General features: G+C 49.7%; 17 protein-coding genes. 5 read left to right on the forward strand and 12 right to left on the reverse strand.

Translation table 11 applies throughout. The features are described from left to right. Nucleotides 1-67: 67 nt before the first annotated feature. The 3 genes from EXW96_RS23630 to EXW96_RS23640 all read right to left on the reverse strand — a co-directional run bounded on the left by EXW96_RS23630 (nt 68) and on the right by EXW96_RS23640 (nt 3,954). A complete protein-coding gene (locus EXW96_RS23630; RefSeq protein ID WP_174351564.1) occupies nt 68-1,405 on the reverse strand; it encodes an ABC transporter substrate-binding protein in 1,338 nt (445 codons plus the stop codon). An 88-nt stretch (nt 1,406-1,493) separates the two neighbouring features. Then, entirely contained in the window at nt 1,494-2,507 is a 1,014-nt protein-coding gene (locus tag EXW96_RS23635) for a LacI family DNA-binding transcriptional regulator (protein WP_174351565.1), read from the reverse strand. Between the two features lie 103 nt (nt 2,508-2,610). Then, nucleotides 2,611-3,954, reverse strand: a complete 1,344-nt coding sequence (locus tag EXW96_RS23640) for a glycosyltransferase family 4 protein (protein ID WP_174351566.1) — start codon at nt 3,952-3,954, stop codon at nt 2,611-2,613. A gap of 194 nt (nt 3,955-4,148) precedes the next feature. Between EXW96_RS23640 and EXW96_RS23645 the strand changes: the two genes are divergently transcribed. From EXW96_RS23645 to EXW96_RS23660, 4 genes are all read left to right on the forward strand, one after another. Then, on the forward strand, nt 4,149-4,427 hold the full coding sequence (locus EXW96_RS23645) for a spore germination protein (protein WP_054818334.1): 279 nt from the start codon (nt 4,149-4,151) through the stop codon (nt 4,425-4,427). Between the two features lie 12 nt (nt 4,428-4,439). Next, on the forward strand, nt 4,440-4,682 hold the full coding sequence (locus EXW96_RS23650) for a spore germination protein (RefSeq protein ID WP_054818335.1): 243 nt from the start codon (nt 4,440-4,442) through the stop codon (nt 4,680-4,682). 24 nt (nt 4,683-4,706) lie between these two features. After that, nucleotides 4,707-5,141, forward strand: a complete 435-nt coding sequence (locus EXW96_RS23655) for an Hsp20/alpha crystallin family protein (RefSeq protein ID WP_054818336.1) — start codon at nt 4,707-4,709, stop codon at nt 5,139-5,141. 109 nt (nt 5,142-5,250) lie between these two features. Beyond that, on the forward strand, nt 5,251-6,765 hold the full coding sequence (locus tag EXW96_RS23660; protein ID WP_174351567.1) for a LysM peptidoglycan-binding domain-containing protein: 1,515 nt from the start codon (nt 5,251-5,253) through the stop codon (nt 6,763-6,765). 95 nt (nt 6,766-6,860) lie between these two features. Here the strand turns inward: EXW96_RS23660 and EXW96_RS23665 are convergent, their stop codons facing one another. The 9 genes from EXW96_RS23665 to EXW96_RS23705 form a co-directional block, all read right to left on the reverse strand. After that, nucleotides 6,861-7,280 (reverse strand): YkvA family protein, encoded by a 420-nt coding sequence (locus EXW96_RS23665; protein ID WP_174351568.1) that lies wholly within the window; start codon nt 7,278-7,280, stop codon nt 6,861-6,863. 128 nt (nt 7,281-7,408) lie between these two features. After that, complete coding sequence (gene scpC / locus EXW96_RS23670) at nt 7,409-8,923, reverse strand: succinyl-CoA:acetate CoA-transferase ScpC (RefSeq protein WP_062410005.1); 1,515 nt, start codon at nt 8,921-8,923, stop codon at nt 7,409-7,411. 132 nt (nt 8,924-9,055) lie between these two features. Beyond that, complete coding sequence (locus EXW96_RS23675) at nt 9,056-9,700, reverse strand: LytTR family DNA-binding domain-containing protein (RefSeq protein ID WP_054818338.1); 645 nt, start codon at nt 9,698-9,700, stop codon at nt 9,056-9,058. A 23-nt stretch (nt 9,701-9,723) separates the two neighbouring features. Then, nucleotides 9,724-10,623: an aldo/keto reductase gene (locus EXW96_RS23680; protein WP_174351569.1), complete on the reverse strand. Its 900-nt coding sequence runs from the start codon at nt 10,621-10,623 to the stop codon at nt 9,724-9,726. A gap of 112 nt (nt 10,624-10,735) precedes the next feature. After that, nucleotides 10,736-11,716 carry an ABC transporter permease gene (locus EXW96_RS23685; RefSeq protein WP_174351570.1) on the reverse strand — a complete coding sequence of 327 codons (981 nt, stop codon included), beginning with the start codon at nt 11,714-11,716 and terminating at the stop codon, nt 10,736-10,738. Next, on the reverse strand, nt 11,709-12,620 hold the full coding sequence (locus tag EXW96_RS23690; protein ID WP_137670951.1) for an ABC transporter ATP-binding protein: 912 nt from the start codon (nt 12,618-12,620) through the stop codon (nt 11,709-11,711). Before EXW96_RS23690 ends, EXW96_RS23685 begins: the two co-directional genes overlap by 8 nt. 11 nt (nt 12,621-12,631) lie before the next feature. Beyond that, nucleotides 12,632-13,423, reverse strand: a complete 792-nt coding sequence (locus tag EXW96_RS23695) for a GDSL-type esterase/lipase family protein (RefSeq protein WP_137670950.1) — start codon at nt 13,421-13,423, stop codon at nt 12,632-12,634. 269 nt (nt 13,424-13,692) lie between these two features. Beyond that, entirely contained in the window at nt 13,693-14,043 is a 351-nt protein-coding gene (locus EXW96_RS23700) for a hypothetical protein (RefSeq protein ID WP_174351571.1), read from the reverse strand. Beyond that, nucleotides 14,040-14,798 (reverse strand): glycosyltransferase family 4 protein, encoded by a 759-nt coding sequence (locus tag EXW96_RS23705; RefSeq protein ID WP_174351572.1) that lies wholly within the window; start codon nt 14,796-14,798, stop codon nt 14,040-14,042. The genes EXW96_RS23700 and EXW96_RS23705 overlap by 4 nt, the downstream gene beginning before the upstream one ends. Before the next feature lie 307 nt (nt 14,799-15,105). Between EXW96_RS23705 and EXW96_RS23710 the strand changes: the two genes are divergently transcribed. Next, complete coding sequence (locus EXW96_RS23710) at nt 15,106-15,975, forward strand: transposase (RefSeq protein ID WP_254611176.1); 870 nt, start codon at nt 15,106-15,108, stop codon at nt 15,973-15,975. The last annotated feature ends 18 nt before the right edge of the window (nt 15,976-15,993 follow it).

The raw sequence follows: 15,993 nt of genomic DNA on the forward strand, positions 1-15,993 counted from the left end.
TTTCTTCATAATTTGCCTCCCAACAAGCAGAGCACCTGGGTTAGGTGCTCTGTTTTTTACCCGGATATTAGTTTTGCTTCAAAATGGCATTCCCTTTTTCTTCAAGTATTTTCAAGCCTTGCTCCGCAGACATGGAACCGGAAACCACTTGGTTCAGAACGCTTTGATAGACTTCGGCTTCCACTTGAGACCACTGCGGTACAGGAGTGGAGATACTTGGATACTCTAACCCTTTGATAAAGACGAGGAATTCCGGATGCTCCTTGAAGTATGGCATGTCTGCAAGGTCTTTACGAATAGGCACGCGGTACGGATAGAAGTTGCCGTCATCGGATTTTTCACCCTTCATGACCAATTCTTGTCCTTCCTTGGAGCCCAGGAATTTGATCAGCCTGATCGCAGCATTCAATTTGTCGCCTTCAACGCCGGATGGAATGCACAGCATGTTCGGTCCGATATCCGCCGCTTTGCCTGCAGGTCCGGCCGGCACTTCAGCCGCTGCCACTTCGAACTTGTTGGTCGCCTTCCAGGCATCCGACACTCCCCATGGCCCCTGGAACTGCATGGCTACCACTTGGTTGCGGAAATCCGCCATCACCGCGCCGCCGTCTTTGTTTACCGTATCCGGAGGCGTCACCTCTTTAACAAGCTTGGTGTAGAACTCCAGCGCCTGCTTGCCTTCCGGAGAGTTCAATCCAACCTGATAACCGCCTTTGCCGTCTTCTTTTACAATCTTGGCTCCAGCCTGGTTCATAAACATGTTGACCATCCAGGTGATATCGTACACTTGCTTGCCCACGAGACCAAGGCCGAATTGATCCGGCTTGCCGTCTCCATTGGTATCGATCGTCAATTTCTTGGCCGTTTCATACAGCTCTTCCCATGTGGTCGGCGGATGCTGGATGCCGGCCTTATCAAAGAGCGTTTTGTTATATACCAGCTGTACGGAATGTCCAAGCCATGGGTAGCCGTATAGCTTGCCATCCCATGTACCTAATTCCCAGAGCTGCTCATAGTAATTGTCTTTTTCACTATTGAATTCTTCGGACAGGTCGACATAAGCTCCCTGCGGCGCCAGTCCGCGCACATCACGGTAAGGAATTTGCATCACTTCCGGCGCATCCCCGCTGAGGATTTGCGTCAGCAGCTTCTGGCCGTTCTGGGCGCTTCCCAGCAATTCTACTTTGACATCCGGATTTTTCTTTTCGAATTCGTCCACAATCTCACGGATCGCTTTCCCCCGCGGGGAATCGCTCGCCCATGTGATTTGCATCCGGATGGAAGTCGTCTTGCCCGGCTCCGATGCCTTTTCCCCGGCGGACCCGTTATTTTCCTGCGCAGCTCCACAAGCGGTAAGAGATACCGCCATCATACCCGCGAACAATGCTCTTGGCCACTTTTTCATGTTAGGTAAGAACCTCCCTCAATCATTTCTTGATATAAAAATCCTACGTATGCATAATTGCTAACGTTGGCATTTTTAGCGAAAAAAATTAGATCGACTGCCTTTCACAAATCGTCGGCGAAATGAGTACCCGAGTTCCGGCTCTGGCACCCGTGTCCAATTGCTTGGTCAGCACCTGCAGCGCGGATTGGGCCATAGATGGAATCGACTGGTCAATCGTCGTAATCGGCGGGTGGTAATACTCGCCCATGTCGAGCTTATCAATACCCAATACCGCTACATCCTCCGGTATCCGAAGTCCACGCTCGTAAATCGCACGGTATACCCCGATTGCTCTTTCATCCCCTGAAATAAAAATAGCATCCGGCCGCTGAGGCGACCCAAGAGCCTCCTTGGTACGGAGATAAGCCGATCCAATGTCGGATACGTCGTATAGAATGCTCCACCGGTCTGCGGACACATGACGGTCTGCGAAAAAGCGGCGGATCCCCTCCGATCGATCCTTGTTGACAATGTAGTTTGGATTGCCAAGCAGAAACAGCATGCGGCTGCGCTGCTTGGAATACAAGTACTGCGCCGCCAGGTACCCTGCGGCCACATTATCAAGATCCACATACGAGGTATCATAATGATCAAGGTCTTTACCCAGAATAACAAACGGAATCTGCTTTTCCCGTAAATATTCAACGCGCCGGTCATTTTCGATCATATCGAACATCACCGCGCCGTCGGCCATTCCGTGCTTCAGCAAATAAAATCCGTCGTTCTCATTGTCCTCGTAGCTGTCGGCAGAAGAAGAGGAAATCACCATCCGATATCCCAGTCGATGCGCTTCCTTCATCATTTCATGCAAAATTTTGTTATGAAATGCACCCCAAAAGCGGCCCCGGTGCTGATCTACAAAAGCAATCAAGGTGTTCGTTTTTTTCTCTCTAAGGCTTTTGGCCAGCAGATTTGCTTTAAACCCCGTCTCAGCCACCACTTTGAGAATCCTCTCTCGAGTCTCGGCTTTTACATTCGGATCATCGTTGATCACCCGGGAAACGGTTCGGATCGAAACTCCGGCCAACCTAGCTACATCTTTGATTGTTTGCGTTTTCATGTGCATTCCCTATTCCTTCAGACCGTTTCATTATTGCCATCGTTGGCATAATTATTGTATCCGTTTTCCGACAGGGTGTCAATACCAGGAGGTTGGATCGCGTTTAAAATAATGATGCCAGCATTTTTTTCAGAGCCTCGTAGGACAAATGTTCCTTTCCCAGTTCGAAGTTGTGCTCCATACAAGCGCTGCGGAACTCCCCATCCAGCAAATATCTAATGACTTCCTGACCAGCCTTTGCCATGAGTTCTCCGTCAATATGAACCAATCCCTCCGCGTCGACCCGATGCTCATTTCCAAGAGAAACGATATGGAAGCCGTAAGGTTTAATATCCGTGCCAAATACCGGGTATTCATATACGGCCATCGGTTTTTTGGCGTACAATCCTTCCAAAAACTGATTTCCCCAGCCTTCCAGCACACTCGGATAAGTGACGAAATCCGCATGGACATAGGCATCCCATAAGGAATATATTTTTTTGCCGTCTTTGGTGACACGAGTCGCTTCGATCCATTCATTGACGTAAAGCAGCTTGACGTTCTGCGCCGCAGCCCGCCGGTTCAACCCCTCGATGTATTTGGGGGAAGCCTCTTGAAGCCCCGCCAGCACCAGCACAATTTCACCGTCCTCACCCATGATTCGGCCGTCATATAACGGCCGCTCCTTGAGCCGCTTCAGGTTCTCAGGCTTACCGATTTCCGCCGCCAGATCAATGGCCAGCTCGATCGCCTTTCGTTCGGCAATACGCGTAGCCTGCAGCAAAAGAATGTCGTTCTCCTTCACGCCGATAACTTGGCGGAAATCGCCGTTATAATCGTCAATCGTCCAAGCCGGAGCCGAGAAGTCGAACACGTTCGGAACGACGGTTGATTGCTGCCCCGTCCGCCGAAGCAGCTCCTGCTGGGCAATTTTATTAATCACCACCTGCTTGACATTCGCGAGCTTCGGAGGGAAGTACTCCGTCAACCAGCCACTGACATAGCGGTTTGTAGGACGGCTGTATTTGATGCGTTCCCAATGAAAATCGTGATTGTGCGCTACACAAGCGATGTTTTTTTTGCGTGCAACTTCCGCGAACGCGAGTCCCGCGGGCAACCCCCATCCCAACGACCAAATGTTATTGGGAACGATCACATCGAGCTCGTATTCATCGATGATCCTGCAAAGCGCTTCTTCAATCCTGGCAGCGAAGGCCAGTACATCATCCCGGAAAGCTTCGGCATCGGGATAATCCGTAAGCTGTTCGTAAGCGTTAGCCACGAATCGGTTATTCACCGGATGCTGATAGTGCAGTTCTTCGATCACGATCCCTTCTTCTTCCCCTAAACTACCTGCCAATAAATAGACACGATGTCCCAATTCCTCAAGGACCTTCTTCCATTTCTCCATTTCTAAGGAGACGCCATCGGTTTCTCCTGCGCGAAAATGGCATAATGCGATATTCATGCTGCTTCCTCCTAAACCCATTGAGTGGATACGCTACAAAATATTTTTGCCAACGTTGGCAAAAGCAAAGACATTATGATTCTAAAATAATTTCTTTTAAATTACAACTGATTTTTCAAGAGCTTCCGCTGCATCAGTTAAACGCCTTCACGTTCTTGAAAAAATCTTAATCTCTGGGCCAACTCCCGCATATAATGTTAAAGAATACGGTCGGGCAGGGGAGGGGGGCATTGTCTACGGTTATTAATATTTTCTCCATGAAAATCAACAGCATCTCCAACAATGGTTCCGTCAACATTGGAGAGTCGTTTCACAACAGCCATACCGCCAATTCCAAAACAACAGGCGAAAATTCCTCATACGGCGATCATGCACCGCCCACTGCAACCATGAAAAATATTTACGTGGATCCCGACGTCAATGATCAGAATGAAGTCGGGAACGTAGATAAGGTGAATGCCAAACAAATCTAGGAGGACTTGTGCATGCCTTTTCTCATAAATATCGCTAATATGAAAACAAACGGTGTAACGCAGAACGGCAATATTGATATTGGTGCAACTGTGCATAACAGCCATACTGCAAACACCAAAATGATCGGAGCCAACTTTGCTCTGGGCGATATCTCCCTGACGGTCTCGAACATGTTTAACGCTGTTATAGATCCGGATATCAGCGATCAGGATCAAATCGCTAACCCTTCGGCTCCGGTGACCAATCAGTTTTAAGTCCTTCCTTCGGGAGTGAGCGGAATGAATATGAAGAAAGTAAAAGAATGGATGGAATTGGCGAATCAATGCGCCACCGGTGACTTTTGGGGGACCATCATGGATTCCAATGATCAAGACGACCCCCTGTCCACAACCCCCGAGAGCTGGAGCCCACCGGTGGACATCTTCAGTACGAGCGACGAAACCTTCATTCTTGTGGAGCTGCCCGGAATCCGTAAGGAAGAATTGGATCTAACGATGATTGGCGATTCGCTAATTATCAAAGGAATGAAAAATAACAGAATACCCATCGAGGATTCCATCCTGTCGGAGCGATATACGGGTACCTTCGAGCGCAGCATCCGCCTTCCTTACCCGGTACAATGGAATACGGTATCCGCCAAATTGGCAGAGGGGATGCTCGTCCTCAGATTCCCTCTCCCCTTGTACAGGGAAGCCAAAATATCGGTTGAATAAGCCCTCCGCCAAAACCATATCGCTCATCTCCAAAAAGAAGCTTTCCTTAGATGGGCTTTTGGCATAGTATAGTGCGATAACACGATCAAATGGTAAAGGAAGGTAACTCATGCTGAATTATGTTGTTCAACGAGGCGATACCCTTTATCTGATTGCCGGACGGTTTGGAGTCGCCATAGAGGCGCTCATGAAAGCAAACCGCCTGACTGCACCCGGTTTGTACGTCGGACAAACGTTAACCATTCCGGTATCCGTGCCGTTTGAATATGTCGTGCAGCCCGGCGATTCGCTTTACTCGATTGCACTGAGATTTAATACGACGATAGAAGCGATCATGATGCTTAACAGGCTGACATCGGCCGCGCTCCGGCCGGGTCAGCGGCTGCGCATTCCCATCTATACGGAGGCCGTCGTCGATGCGGATACCGCCAATGTACGCGGCAGCGCGGGGACGGCTTTTCCGGTCATCGCCCGAATGGATCGCGGCGCCCGCCTTCCGCTGACCGGCATCGCCGGGGATTGGGTTCAGGTTCGCCTGTACAATGGACGGACGGGCTGGATTTTCCGCGATATCGTCAATCTGGTCCCTCACGACGGAGAACGGCCGATCCAGGAAATATTCGGTTATTATACGGAGGAAGAAGGTCCGACATTACCCAGCTCTTACAAGGTCTTCTCGGAAAATACAGACAGGCTGTCCAATATCGGCATGTTCCATTTCCGTATAGACAGGGAAAACCCGGAGCAAATCGAGAAGTTTCCTTTATTTGAAGATGCTTATATGCGGGAGGTCGTGGGGCTAGGCCACCGCCACAATATTAAAATGCTCGCTACCATCCATAATCTGCTGTATGAACGGGGAAAACAGGAGGTCAATAAAGAAGTGATCCGGCGGATGCTGACCAATCCCGACACCCGCAAAGCGTTTATTCAAAATATCATCGCGCTCCTGCAAAACTATAACTTTGACGGTGTAAATATCGATTTCGAAGATGTCCACTATGAAGACCGCGAGCTGCTTAACTCTTTCTACAGAGAATTAGGACGGGAATTAAAAAGCAGGGGGTATTATTATTCCGTCGCCACCCCGTCACGAACCTCGGACGCTCCTACAAATCCTTTTTCCGCTCCCTTCAATTATGCGGTCATCGGGGCGGCTGTCGACGAATTTGTCGTCATGCTGTACAACGAGCACGGTTGGCCCGGCAGCGGCCCCGGACCGGTAGTTTCCATCGGATGGATGGAGAACGTCGTCAAATATGCGTTAACCAAAATGCCGGGCAGAAAAATTACGGCGGCCGTTTCCGTATTCGGTTTTGATTTCAATTTAACGACCAACCGGAACACGTATGTGACTTACGACATGGCGATGGAACGTGCCAAAAAATATAATAAACCGGTCGTTTTCGATCAGAAAACGCAGACGCCCATGTTTGCATATACAGACGAAGCCGGAAATCAGCATGAGGTATGGTTTGAGAATGCTGCAAGCATTCGCGCCAAGCTGCAGCTGGCCCACCGTTTGGGTATCCGAGGGATTGCCCTTTGGCGTTTAGGGATGGAGGATCCCGAAATATGGACAATGCTCGCCGATGAATTTGTCATTGCCAAAAGTGTTACTTAACATCCGCTATTCCATGCTCAAGACTCCGCTATATGGACACCTTGCCCTATATACCGGAGTCTTTTGACGACTAGCGGATCTTTATGCGGAGTCCGTCATGGCTTGGCGGGAGACGAATCCCCATCCTCGACGATCTGCGCATCCACATCGATGATATCCGGATGTTGATCGGCATCTTCGCCAAAGAAATCCTTTAATTTATTTTTCGCCTTCAGCTTCACAGCTTCATCAATATTCATAGCGACGGTTCCAACAGCCAACATCAGCGCCCCTAAATCATCTACGTACCCAAGTACAGGGAGCAGATCGGGCACAATATCCAAAGGGAGTATGAAATAGCCCAACGCTCCATAGATTTGCACCTTGGTCTTTAAAGGGATGTTGGGACTCCCCAGCGCATAAAAAAGCAGCAAGCCGCAGTACACCACTTTCATTCCCGCATCCTTGGCATACCTGCCCAGCTTTGACCACAGTCCCGTCTCCGAGTAATGCTTTTCGTACTTGGAATTGCCCATATCTGAATCCCTCCTCTCCGTAACATATACAAATTTCGATAGATGATGTATATTTCCTTTAACCCCCACACAAAAAAAGCCGGCCAAGCGGCCAGCTCGTCATACGCCTGTGAAGGCACTTTCTTTTCTTATCCTGTTTGCAGCATTTTGTGGAGCATGGTCCCGGTCTGCGCGAAATTCGTATGCCAGGAAAATGCCTTTTCCAGGACATGAGGGGTTTGCCCTCCCCTTGTCAGGGCTTCATTATAATATTCCTTCAGCTGCTCGCGGTACATCGGATGCGCACACCGTTCAATAATAAGCTCCGCACGCTCTCTCGGCGCCAATCCGCGCAAATCGGCATAGCCTTGCTCGGTGACCACCACATCCACATCGTGCTCCGTATGATCCACATGAGAAACAAACGGCACGATACTCGATATATTTCCGTCTTTGGCGGTGGATTTCGTTACAAAAATCGCCAGACGGGCGTTTCGGGCAAAATCCCCCGAGCCTCCAATACCATTCATCATGTTCGTTCCCATCACATGTGTCGAGTTCACGTTGCCGTAAATATCGAACTCTAACGCCGTGTTGATCGCGATGATTCCCATACGGCGAATCACTTCAGGGTGATTGGAGAGCTCCTGCGGCCTTAAAATGAGCCGATCGCGGTATTTATCCAAGTTAGGGAACACACGTTCCATGGCGGGGGCGGACAGCGTTATCGAGCAACAGGAAGCAAAGCTGACTTTACCCGCATCCATTAAATCGAAGACGGCATCCTGCAATACTTCGGAGTAAACTTCCAGATCCGTAAATTCCGATTTCAGAAAACCATGAAGGACCGCATTGGAGACCGACCCGATCCCGGACTGTAAAGGGGCAAGCCGCTTCGTTAAGCGACCCGCCTCAACTTCCTTACGCAGAAAGGAAATCAGGTGCTGAGCGATCGTATCCGTCTCCTTGTCCGGCACAGAGATGGTGGATGGAGAATCGGACTGGTTCGTGAAGACGATCCCCCGGATTTTACCCATGTCCACCGGTATTCCCACGGACCCGATCCGGTCATCCGGCTTCGTGATAGGGATAGGCAAACGTTCCCCTTGCCTGCCCGGCTCATATAAATCATGGAGCCCTTCCAGCGCCTGCGGCTGCGCCATGTTGATTTCAACGATAATGGACTTCGCATGCTGTGCGAAGACCATCGAATTGCCTACGGAAGTCGACGGAATAATCATCCCGTCCTCCGTGATTGCAATCGCTTCCACAATAGCGAAATCAATCGGCTCCAGTACTTGGCCGCGAACCATTTCAGACGTTTTCGATAAATGCTGATCTATAAAGTAAAATTCTCCCTGATTAATCTTTTTTCGCATCGTAGGGTCCGCTTGGAAAGGAAGACGTTTATGCAGCAAGCCGACTTCAGCGAATAATTTATCAATATCCGATCCCAGCGATGCGCCGGTGTACACATTCACTTTCAATCTTTCGGTTTTGGCGCGTTCCGCCAACGCCATGGGAACCGCTTTCGCATCTCCTGCACGTGTAAAGCCGCTCAGCCCCAGTGTCATACCGTCTTTAATCCAGGAAGCAGCTTCTTCCGCAGAAACAACTTTGTATTGCAGGTGTTGGTTTCTGATTCGATGATAAACGCTTTCCAAAAGGCTCTCCCCCAATCGACTAGTCTTTGCATTTATTTTAAACGATGGCCGTCAAGGGAGAGGATTTTTCGGATGAAATGGATTAAAATCGGGATAGAGCACAAAGATCGGCTGATGAAACAGAGATTTTTTTCAGAACGCGAGCAATTTCCTGAAATAACTGGTGTACGATTGACTGACCGTGATTTTGGTTTGGTTTTTCATGATGAGCACAAGGGTCGAATGAGTATCAGGATAAATTTCCTTGATGTGGTTTACATTTACGATATAGGAGCGATGGCATCGCACAAAGTAATCCTTCGGCAAAAAGAAATCAAATTCGTTCAGCGTATATTTATGCGTACCGGACAGCTTCTCGGTCACCACATAGGTTTTGCGGTCGCTGGCCTCCAGATACATTACTTCCGGAAAAGGGATCGGAACCCATCCGTCGTGATATTTTACGGTCACTACCGATTTTCCGGTCGTCAAGGTTGGGAATATCGCAGAAACACACCCCGTTAAAACGCCTTCTTGAATGATAGGCACCGCCATGCCGTAATAAGGTACGCCAAATATATCCCGGTCAATAAACTCGGAGATTTTTTGCCGGGCGGTTAACGCTTTATGCGTAATGGTCCCCTCTTTAATCGGGTCGCCGGGCTTGATTTTAAGATTGATCCTTTTGCTTGGCCGGTAATACACATATTCCTCAGTGTTTGAAACGACAATAGAGGTTTCGTCCGAGAACAGCTCCCCTATCGCCTCAAAGATTGAATCCATTGTAAAATGTTCCATGTCACGCACCTTCTTCAACACGATCATACGATATCGAGAGGAACTTTTCTGGAAGGGCTGGGAAATGCTTCGTCCAGTTTTTTTATATCTACTTCCGTTAATTCGATGCGTCCTGCCGCGGCATTGGCTGTAACATGTTCTTCTGTCGATGCCTTAGGTATGGCGATGACGTCACCGCTTCTTATGCACCATGCCAAAAGAAGCTGAAAAGGTGTAATCCCATGCCGTTCGGCAATCTCCCTGACGACCGGGTTTTCTACCAGCCCTCTTCTTAAAGAGCCTGCCTGCGCTATAGGACAGTAGGCCATAATCGGCATGCGGCGTTCTCTTTGCCAGGGAAGCAGGTCATACTCTATACCGCGGGACCCCAAATGATAAAGCACCTGATTGGTCACACAATGCGTTCCTTTATCCAGACGGACCAGCTCTTTCATATCGTCCGTATCCAGATTCGAAACGCCCCATCGCAAAATTTTCCCCGCTTTAACCAAGCGCTCCATGCCTTCGATCATTTCGCTTAAAGGAACGCTCCCTCTCCAATGCAGCAGATAAAGGTCGAGCCTGTCCGTCTTCAACCGCCTCAGGCTGTCCTCACAGCTTCGGGCTATACGGTTCAGTCCCGAGTTATGCGGGTACACCTTGGATACCAGAAAAACTTCATCTCTTATCCCTTCCAGCGCTTCCCCGACCAGAGACTCCGATCTTCCCTCGCCGTACATTTCAGCCGTGTCGATAAGAGACATTCCGAGCTCCACGCCGAGTCTCAAGGTTCGGATCTCCTCTTTTCTCTTCGCCGGGTCATCCCCGATATGCCAGGTTCCCTGACCCAGTCTAGGTACGAAAGTTCCGTCTGAAAGCCGGACTTTACGTTGATCATTAACCGCTTTGATCTGTTGAATTTGATCCTGGTTAAGTGCAGCCATATTCTCCCCCTCCTTCGATTTTTATCGGATGGTATTATTCCCTGATGAACCGGATTATAACATGATATGATCTTCATCGACAGCAGCGAAAAAGCTCTGCGAATCCTTTGGTTCAATAGACATCCCGTCCGGTAAACGCTGCAAAAGAAATCACCAGCGCCGCGGCGCCCCAGACCGAAAGCACCAGCAGCGAGGAGCCCAGCGACATGCCGGCGATCGGCGGAGCCGCATCTTCCAGGTAATCGATAAGCTGCAGATTGACCATAAACAGATATTTGGCCGATTCCCAGGAAGCGACCATCGCATTCAGAATCGTCCCGGCAATAAGACAAGCCAGCATGATCCCCATAACGGCGGCGGTGCTCCGGACCAGGACCGAGAGCATAAACGTAATCGTAGCAACCACCACCGAGACAAACCACGCCAGACCGAGTGCCATCAGGATAAACTGCCACTGGGGTACCATTCGCACACCCGAGGAATCCAGCTGCCCCCCGCTGACTGAGAATCCGGTAAGGACCGGCGCTGTCCAGCCCTGAAAGCCGAACACCAGCCCGGATATGACGGTCGACAGCAAGCCAAACAGCGTAATAATGAACGATACCGATAACAGCAGCGCCAAATATTTGCTGAGCAAAATTCGCCATCTTCTTACAGGTCGCGTCAACAGGACCTTCATCGTTCCGGAGCTATGCTCCGAGGATACCAGATCCGCAGCGACCACCATCACCATTAAGGGCAGAAGGAGATGGATGCTGTTCTCCACAAAGCCCCTTGCGAACGTCGGAGCTCCCGGCTCGGACGGATTAATGTCATGGTCCAAATAATACCGCTGCTGCGCGATACGAATCTCCAGACTTTGGCGCGATTCCTCCGTCGTCCGGGGGTTGGTTAACCGGTTCTCCCAATTGGCGATGCGCTGTTCCAAAGCCGTACGCCAATCGATATCGCCGAATCGTTTGCGGTTTTCTTCCGCCTGCCGATACTGTGCATATGTAAACAGGGAGATCAGAATCCCGATAATCAGCGTAACGACCAGAAGTCTTCTTTTTCCGGTCAGCTTCACCATTTCATTGTAAATCAGGTTAATCAATGCTTTGCCCTCCCGTCAGTTCTATGAATAGATCCTCAAGAGAGGGAAGCTTGCGGCTCATCTCCGTCACGGTTACTCCCGCTTCCACCAGCGCTTGATTCCACCTGCCGACTTCCTGTTCGATATAGGGGGTAATCACAGCATCCCCCTCCATCTGTACCGAACCCGCCAGCCCCTGCAAAACCCGGATCCCCTTCGATATAGGAGCTAGCCGCCAGATGACCCGTTCCTGCCGAGCCAGAAGGCTGTGTACCGTGCCTACTTGAACGACCCGTCCTTTAGAAATAATCGCAACGCGGTCGCACATCATTTGAATTTCACTTAACAAATGACTGGACACCAGCACGCTTAAGCCTTCTTTTTCCGCCAGATAGCGTATGAACTCCCTCATCTCCCGAATGCCGGAGGGGTCGAGCCCATTGGTCGGTTCATCCAAAATCAGCACTTTCGGTCTCCCCAGCAAAGCCTGAGCGATGCCAAGCCTTTGGCGCATACCCAGCGAGTAAGTCTTCACCTTATCGTGGATTCTTGCGCCGAGCCCGACCAACTGAACCACTTCCGAAATCCTTGTTTCGTCAATCCCATCCATCATTCGGGCAAAATACTGCAGATTACTCCATCCGCTCAAGTAGGAGTACAGCTCCGGATTTTCAACAATACAGCCCAGATTCTTCATCGCCTCGGGGAACTGCTTATCGATATCATAGCCGCATATGCGAATGAAACCCGCCGTAGGCTTAATCAGCCCTACCAGCATTCGAATGGTTGTCGTTTTCCCGGCGCCGTTCGGCCCCAAAAAACCAAACACCTCGCCGCGCTTTAACTCCAAGTCGAGGCCTTGAATGATTTCCCGCTTCCCAATGACCTTTCTCAGGCCCTGCACCGACAATGTAATATCGCTCATGCGCCCACCTCCTACCAAGTAATTAACGAAGCGACCCTTTCCCCGATTAAGCGGTACCCGTCTGCATTAGGGTGGAACAAGTCCCTCGCCAAATAATCCTGCACCTTCAATTGAAACAAGTCGAAGGTCGGAACCAGGACGGTTTGCGGATACCGGGACGCGACCTCGGCGGCTTTATAGTTCCAGTCTCTTACGATCCTGCTTGTGATTTCCGTTTCCTGCAGTTCAATGAACGGATTGTACAACCCGATCAGAAAAATGCGTGCGGCGGCGTTTTCCTCGCGAAGCTGCTTCAGAATTCCATCCAGTTCGCGCAAATAGGCAGACTCGATTTCCTGAATCTTCACCGGATCCAGGTGCCCCAGTGTTTCCCCGCCCCGGAACAAGTCATTCCCGCCTATACTGATGACAATGACGTCAGCGGCTTTCACTTGAGCCTGCAGTTCTCTTTCCCGAAGGAGCGAAGCCAATTGGCCGGAGGTTTGTCCGTTTACCCCGTAATTCTCCACCACAATCTCTTGCTCCGACTTCTCCTTGAGGCGATCCAGCATATAGCCGACATAGCCTTTTCCTTCCGGGTCTCCCGTCCCTCTGGTCAAAGAATCGCCAAGCGCAAGCACCCGGAAGCTCCCGTCCTCCACCACGGGTGTATACGGCTCGTCCTGGGCTGCAGGAGCCCTCTCTATAGGAGCGGGCGCTGCATCGCTGAAATAATGCTGCAGTGTCCACGCCAATCCTCCCATCCAGACCAGAAAAGATACGGCCGACACGGCCATAAGCCATTGAATCGATCTCTCTTTCATCTCGCTCCCTTCCCCCATCTCACTTTCCCTTTTTTTCCGAGCATAGCACACAAAGCTGAAAAGAAGCTGAAATAAGCTATGCGGTCTGCAACCGCTACGGCATCGTATACGGTTCGAACAAGTTCGCGTCTCCCTTTGCCAAAACCAAACCCCGAACCTATGCGTTCGGGGTAACCTATACGTTGGGGTTTATCATATATCCATCCCTGTGCGTTTCATCATGCTCCTCAGCCGATCGATATCCACTTCAATTCCCTGTGCCGCTCGGCTTACTTCTCTAACCTTGTTATATTCAAACAAGCTTTTCGACGGCTGCATTTTATTCCCGATGAAATAATAATAATCAAGTCCGGCGTGATGACCGCGCCTCTCGGTCCCCATAGCCTGCCGCCGGGGATAACGGCCACAAATGCGCTGTGATGAAGACGCTGGTGATATTCCCGGGGAGTGAACGCTTCATCCAGCCCTTTAGGTGTACTAAATTGACTGTCATGTTCAGAAAAAAAATCCAGCTTGTTTCCTTCCGTCGGGTTGCCATTCGATTGACACGCCGAGAACCATTCCTCTACGGTCCGATAATAGCCTGCCGGAGGAAGAAGCCTCCCATCTGGTCTGGTCAATGGATTTCCCTCCGTTTCTTATTCTTTCCATAACGACTTTTGTTCATTTGCCGGGCCGTCTCGTATGCCTCTGCCGTCCGATCAATCATGATTTGCGGATGCCAATATTTGCGTGCCCATTGTTTACCCATTTCTGCCAATCGAACCCGCAGAGACGGATCGTTCATCAGTTTTACTATCGCTTCATACAGCTCTTCCGGATTGCGCGGTTCAACCAGCAGCCCCGTATGGTCCGGAATAATTAATTCCGCATTTCCTCCCACACGCGTTGTGATCACGGGAAGACCTACAATCTGAGCCTCCATCACGGCCAATGAATGGTTCTCGATCAGGGTTGGCAGGACAAAGATATCCGCCTGTTTATACAAGTGAATCATATCCTGCTGGTTGCCTAAAAATTGCACGTGTTTTGTTAAACGGAATTGATCCGCCATAGGAACCAGCTCTTCCATTGCAGGACCGTCACCGGCAAATTGACAGATGAAATCATCCCTTTCGTGCAAAAGCTTGCCAAGCGCTTCGATTAAATATGACTGTCCCTTATAAGAAACTAATCTCGCCGGGCAAATGATTACCATTTTACCGTTCATCCGGTTTTCACGCGGATTCCCGTTCGCTTGGGCGACAATGGAAGCGGTATCCAGCCCATAAGGAATGACGGCAAGATGATTGCTTGAAACAAAAAACCGGTTCGTATATTCTCTCCGGAGCCATTCGCTGGAAAATATCGTGATATCTGCGGAGGATGCTCCCATATGTTCCTCAATAAAGCTGTATTGCCAGCTCGAAGACCCGGTATCCGCGATTTCCTTGGTCAAAAAAACTACGGCGGCATGAATAACTAACAGGATCTTCCTAACGGTTTGTCGAAGTAATTACGGTCAAAATTTCCAAAGGAGTTGACCCGCATTGCTTTCCAAAAACCGTCTGCGTCCACAACGGAGAATATACTTTAGACCTGAACATAAGAATTGTCCTCACTGCCAACAGAAATTACGTCGTTCACATACAGCATGGAATAAGAAAATCGCCACATTGAAAGAAGTCGTTCACGTTTGGAGCATGGCCTACCATTGCGAAAATCCAGATTGCCCGAAGCCAGGTGTATACTACAAATCGGCGGAAGCAGAAGCAATAAGCATGAAGCATTCTCCTTACGGCTTCGACGTTGTTTGCCTAGTTGGTGAACTTCGCTTCAAACGGCATATGACCCGCAAGGAGATTGCGGATGAATTGAACGCGAGAGGTGTTCAGACATCCGAACGGAGCGCACAAAATCTGTATGAACGGTATCAAACATTGCTTGCTGCTAGTCTTACTGAACATACGAAGAAAGTGCTGGCTGAAGTCACAGAACAAAACGGCGGTATTATCTTGTCTATGGATGGCGTCCAGCCAGAGAAAGGCAATGAGACACTTTATGTAATTCGTGAAGTATTCAGCGGTACTGTCTTAATAGCAAAAAACATGAAAAGTGGTTCATCTGCCGAGTTACAAACGCTCATCCAACCGATCATCGAGCAAGGCTATCCGATCGTCGGTATTGTTAGTGATGGACAGCAATCCATTCGTCTAGCGATGGAGACGCTTTTGCCCGATGTGCCTTATCAATATTGCCAGTACCATTATTTAAAAGACATCGCGAAACCGGTTGTTGATGTCGATCGAAAGTTAAAGACCGAGCTCAAGAAAAGCATGCGCGGCATTCGTGAAGTCGAGCGGAAAATCGAACAGTCGGATTCACAAGAAGCAAGCATCGCGAAGGGTTACGTTGCTGCCGTACGTGCATTGCTCTTGGAAGACGGAAATCCTCCATTAGATTTACCCGGTATGCGTATCTATGAACAGGCCCAAGCCATTCAAGCGTCCCTTCAAAAATGCTTGGATAAAAAAGGGGGCCACCCTACTTCAAAACGTTTTCAGAATATTTAGTAAAGTCGATTCCCTTCA

The organism is Paenibacillus sp. JMULE4, assembly GCF_013337105.1.
Classification (GTDB): domain Bacteria; phylum Bacillota; class Bacilli; order Paenibacillales; family NBRC-103111; genus Paenibacillus_G; species Paenibacillus_G naphthalenovorans.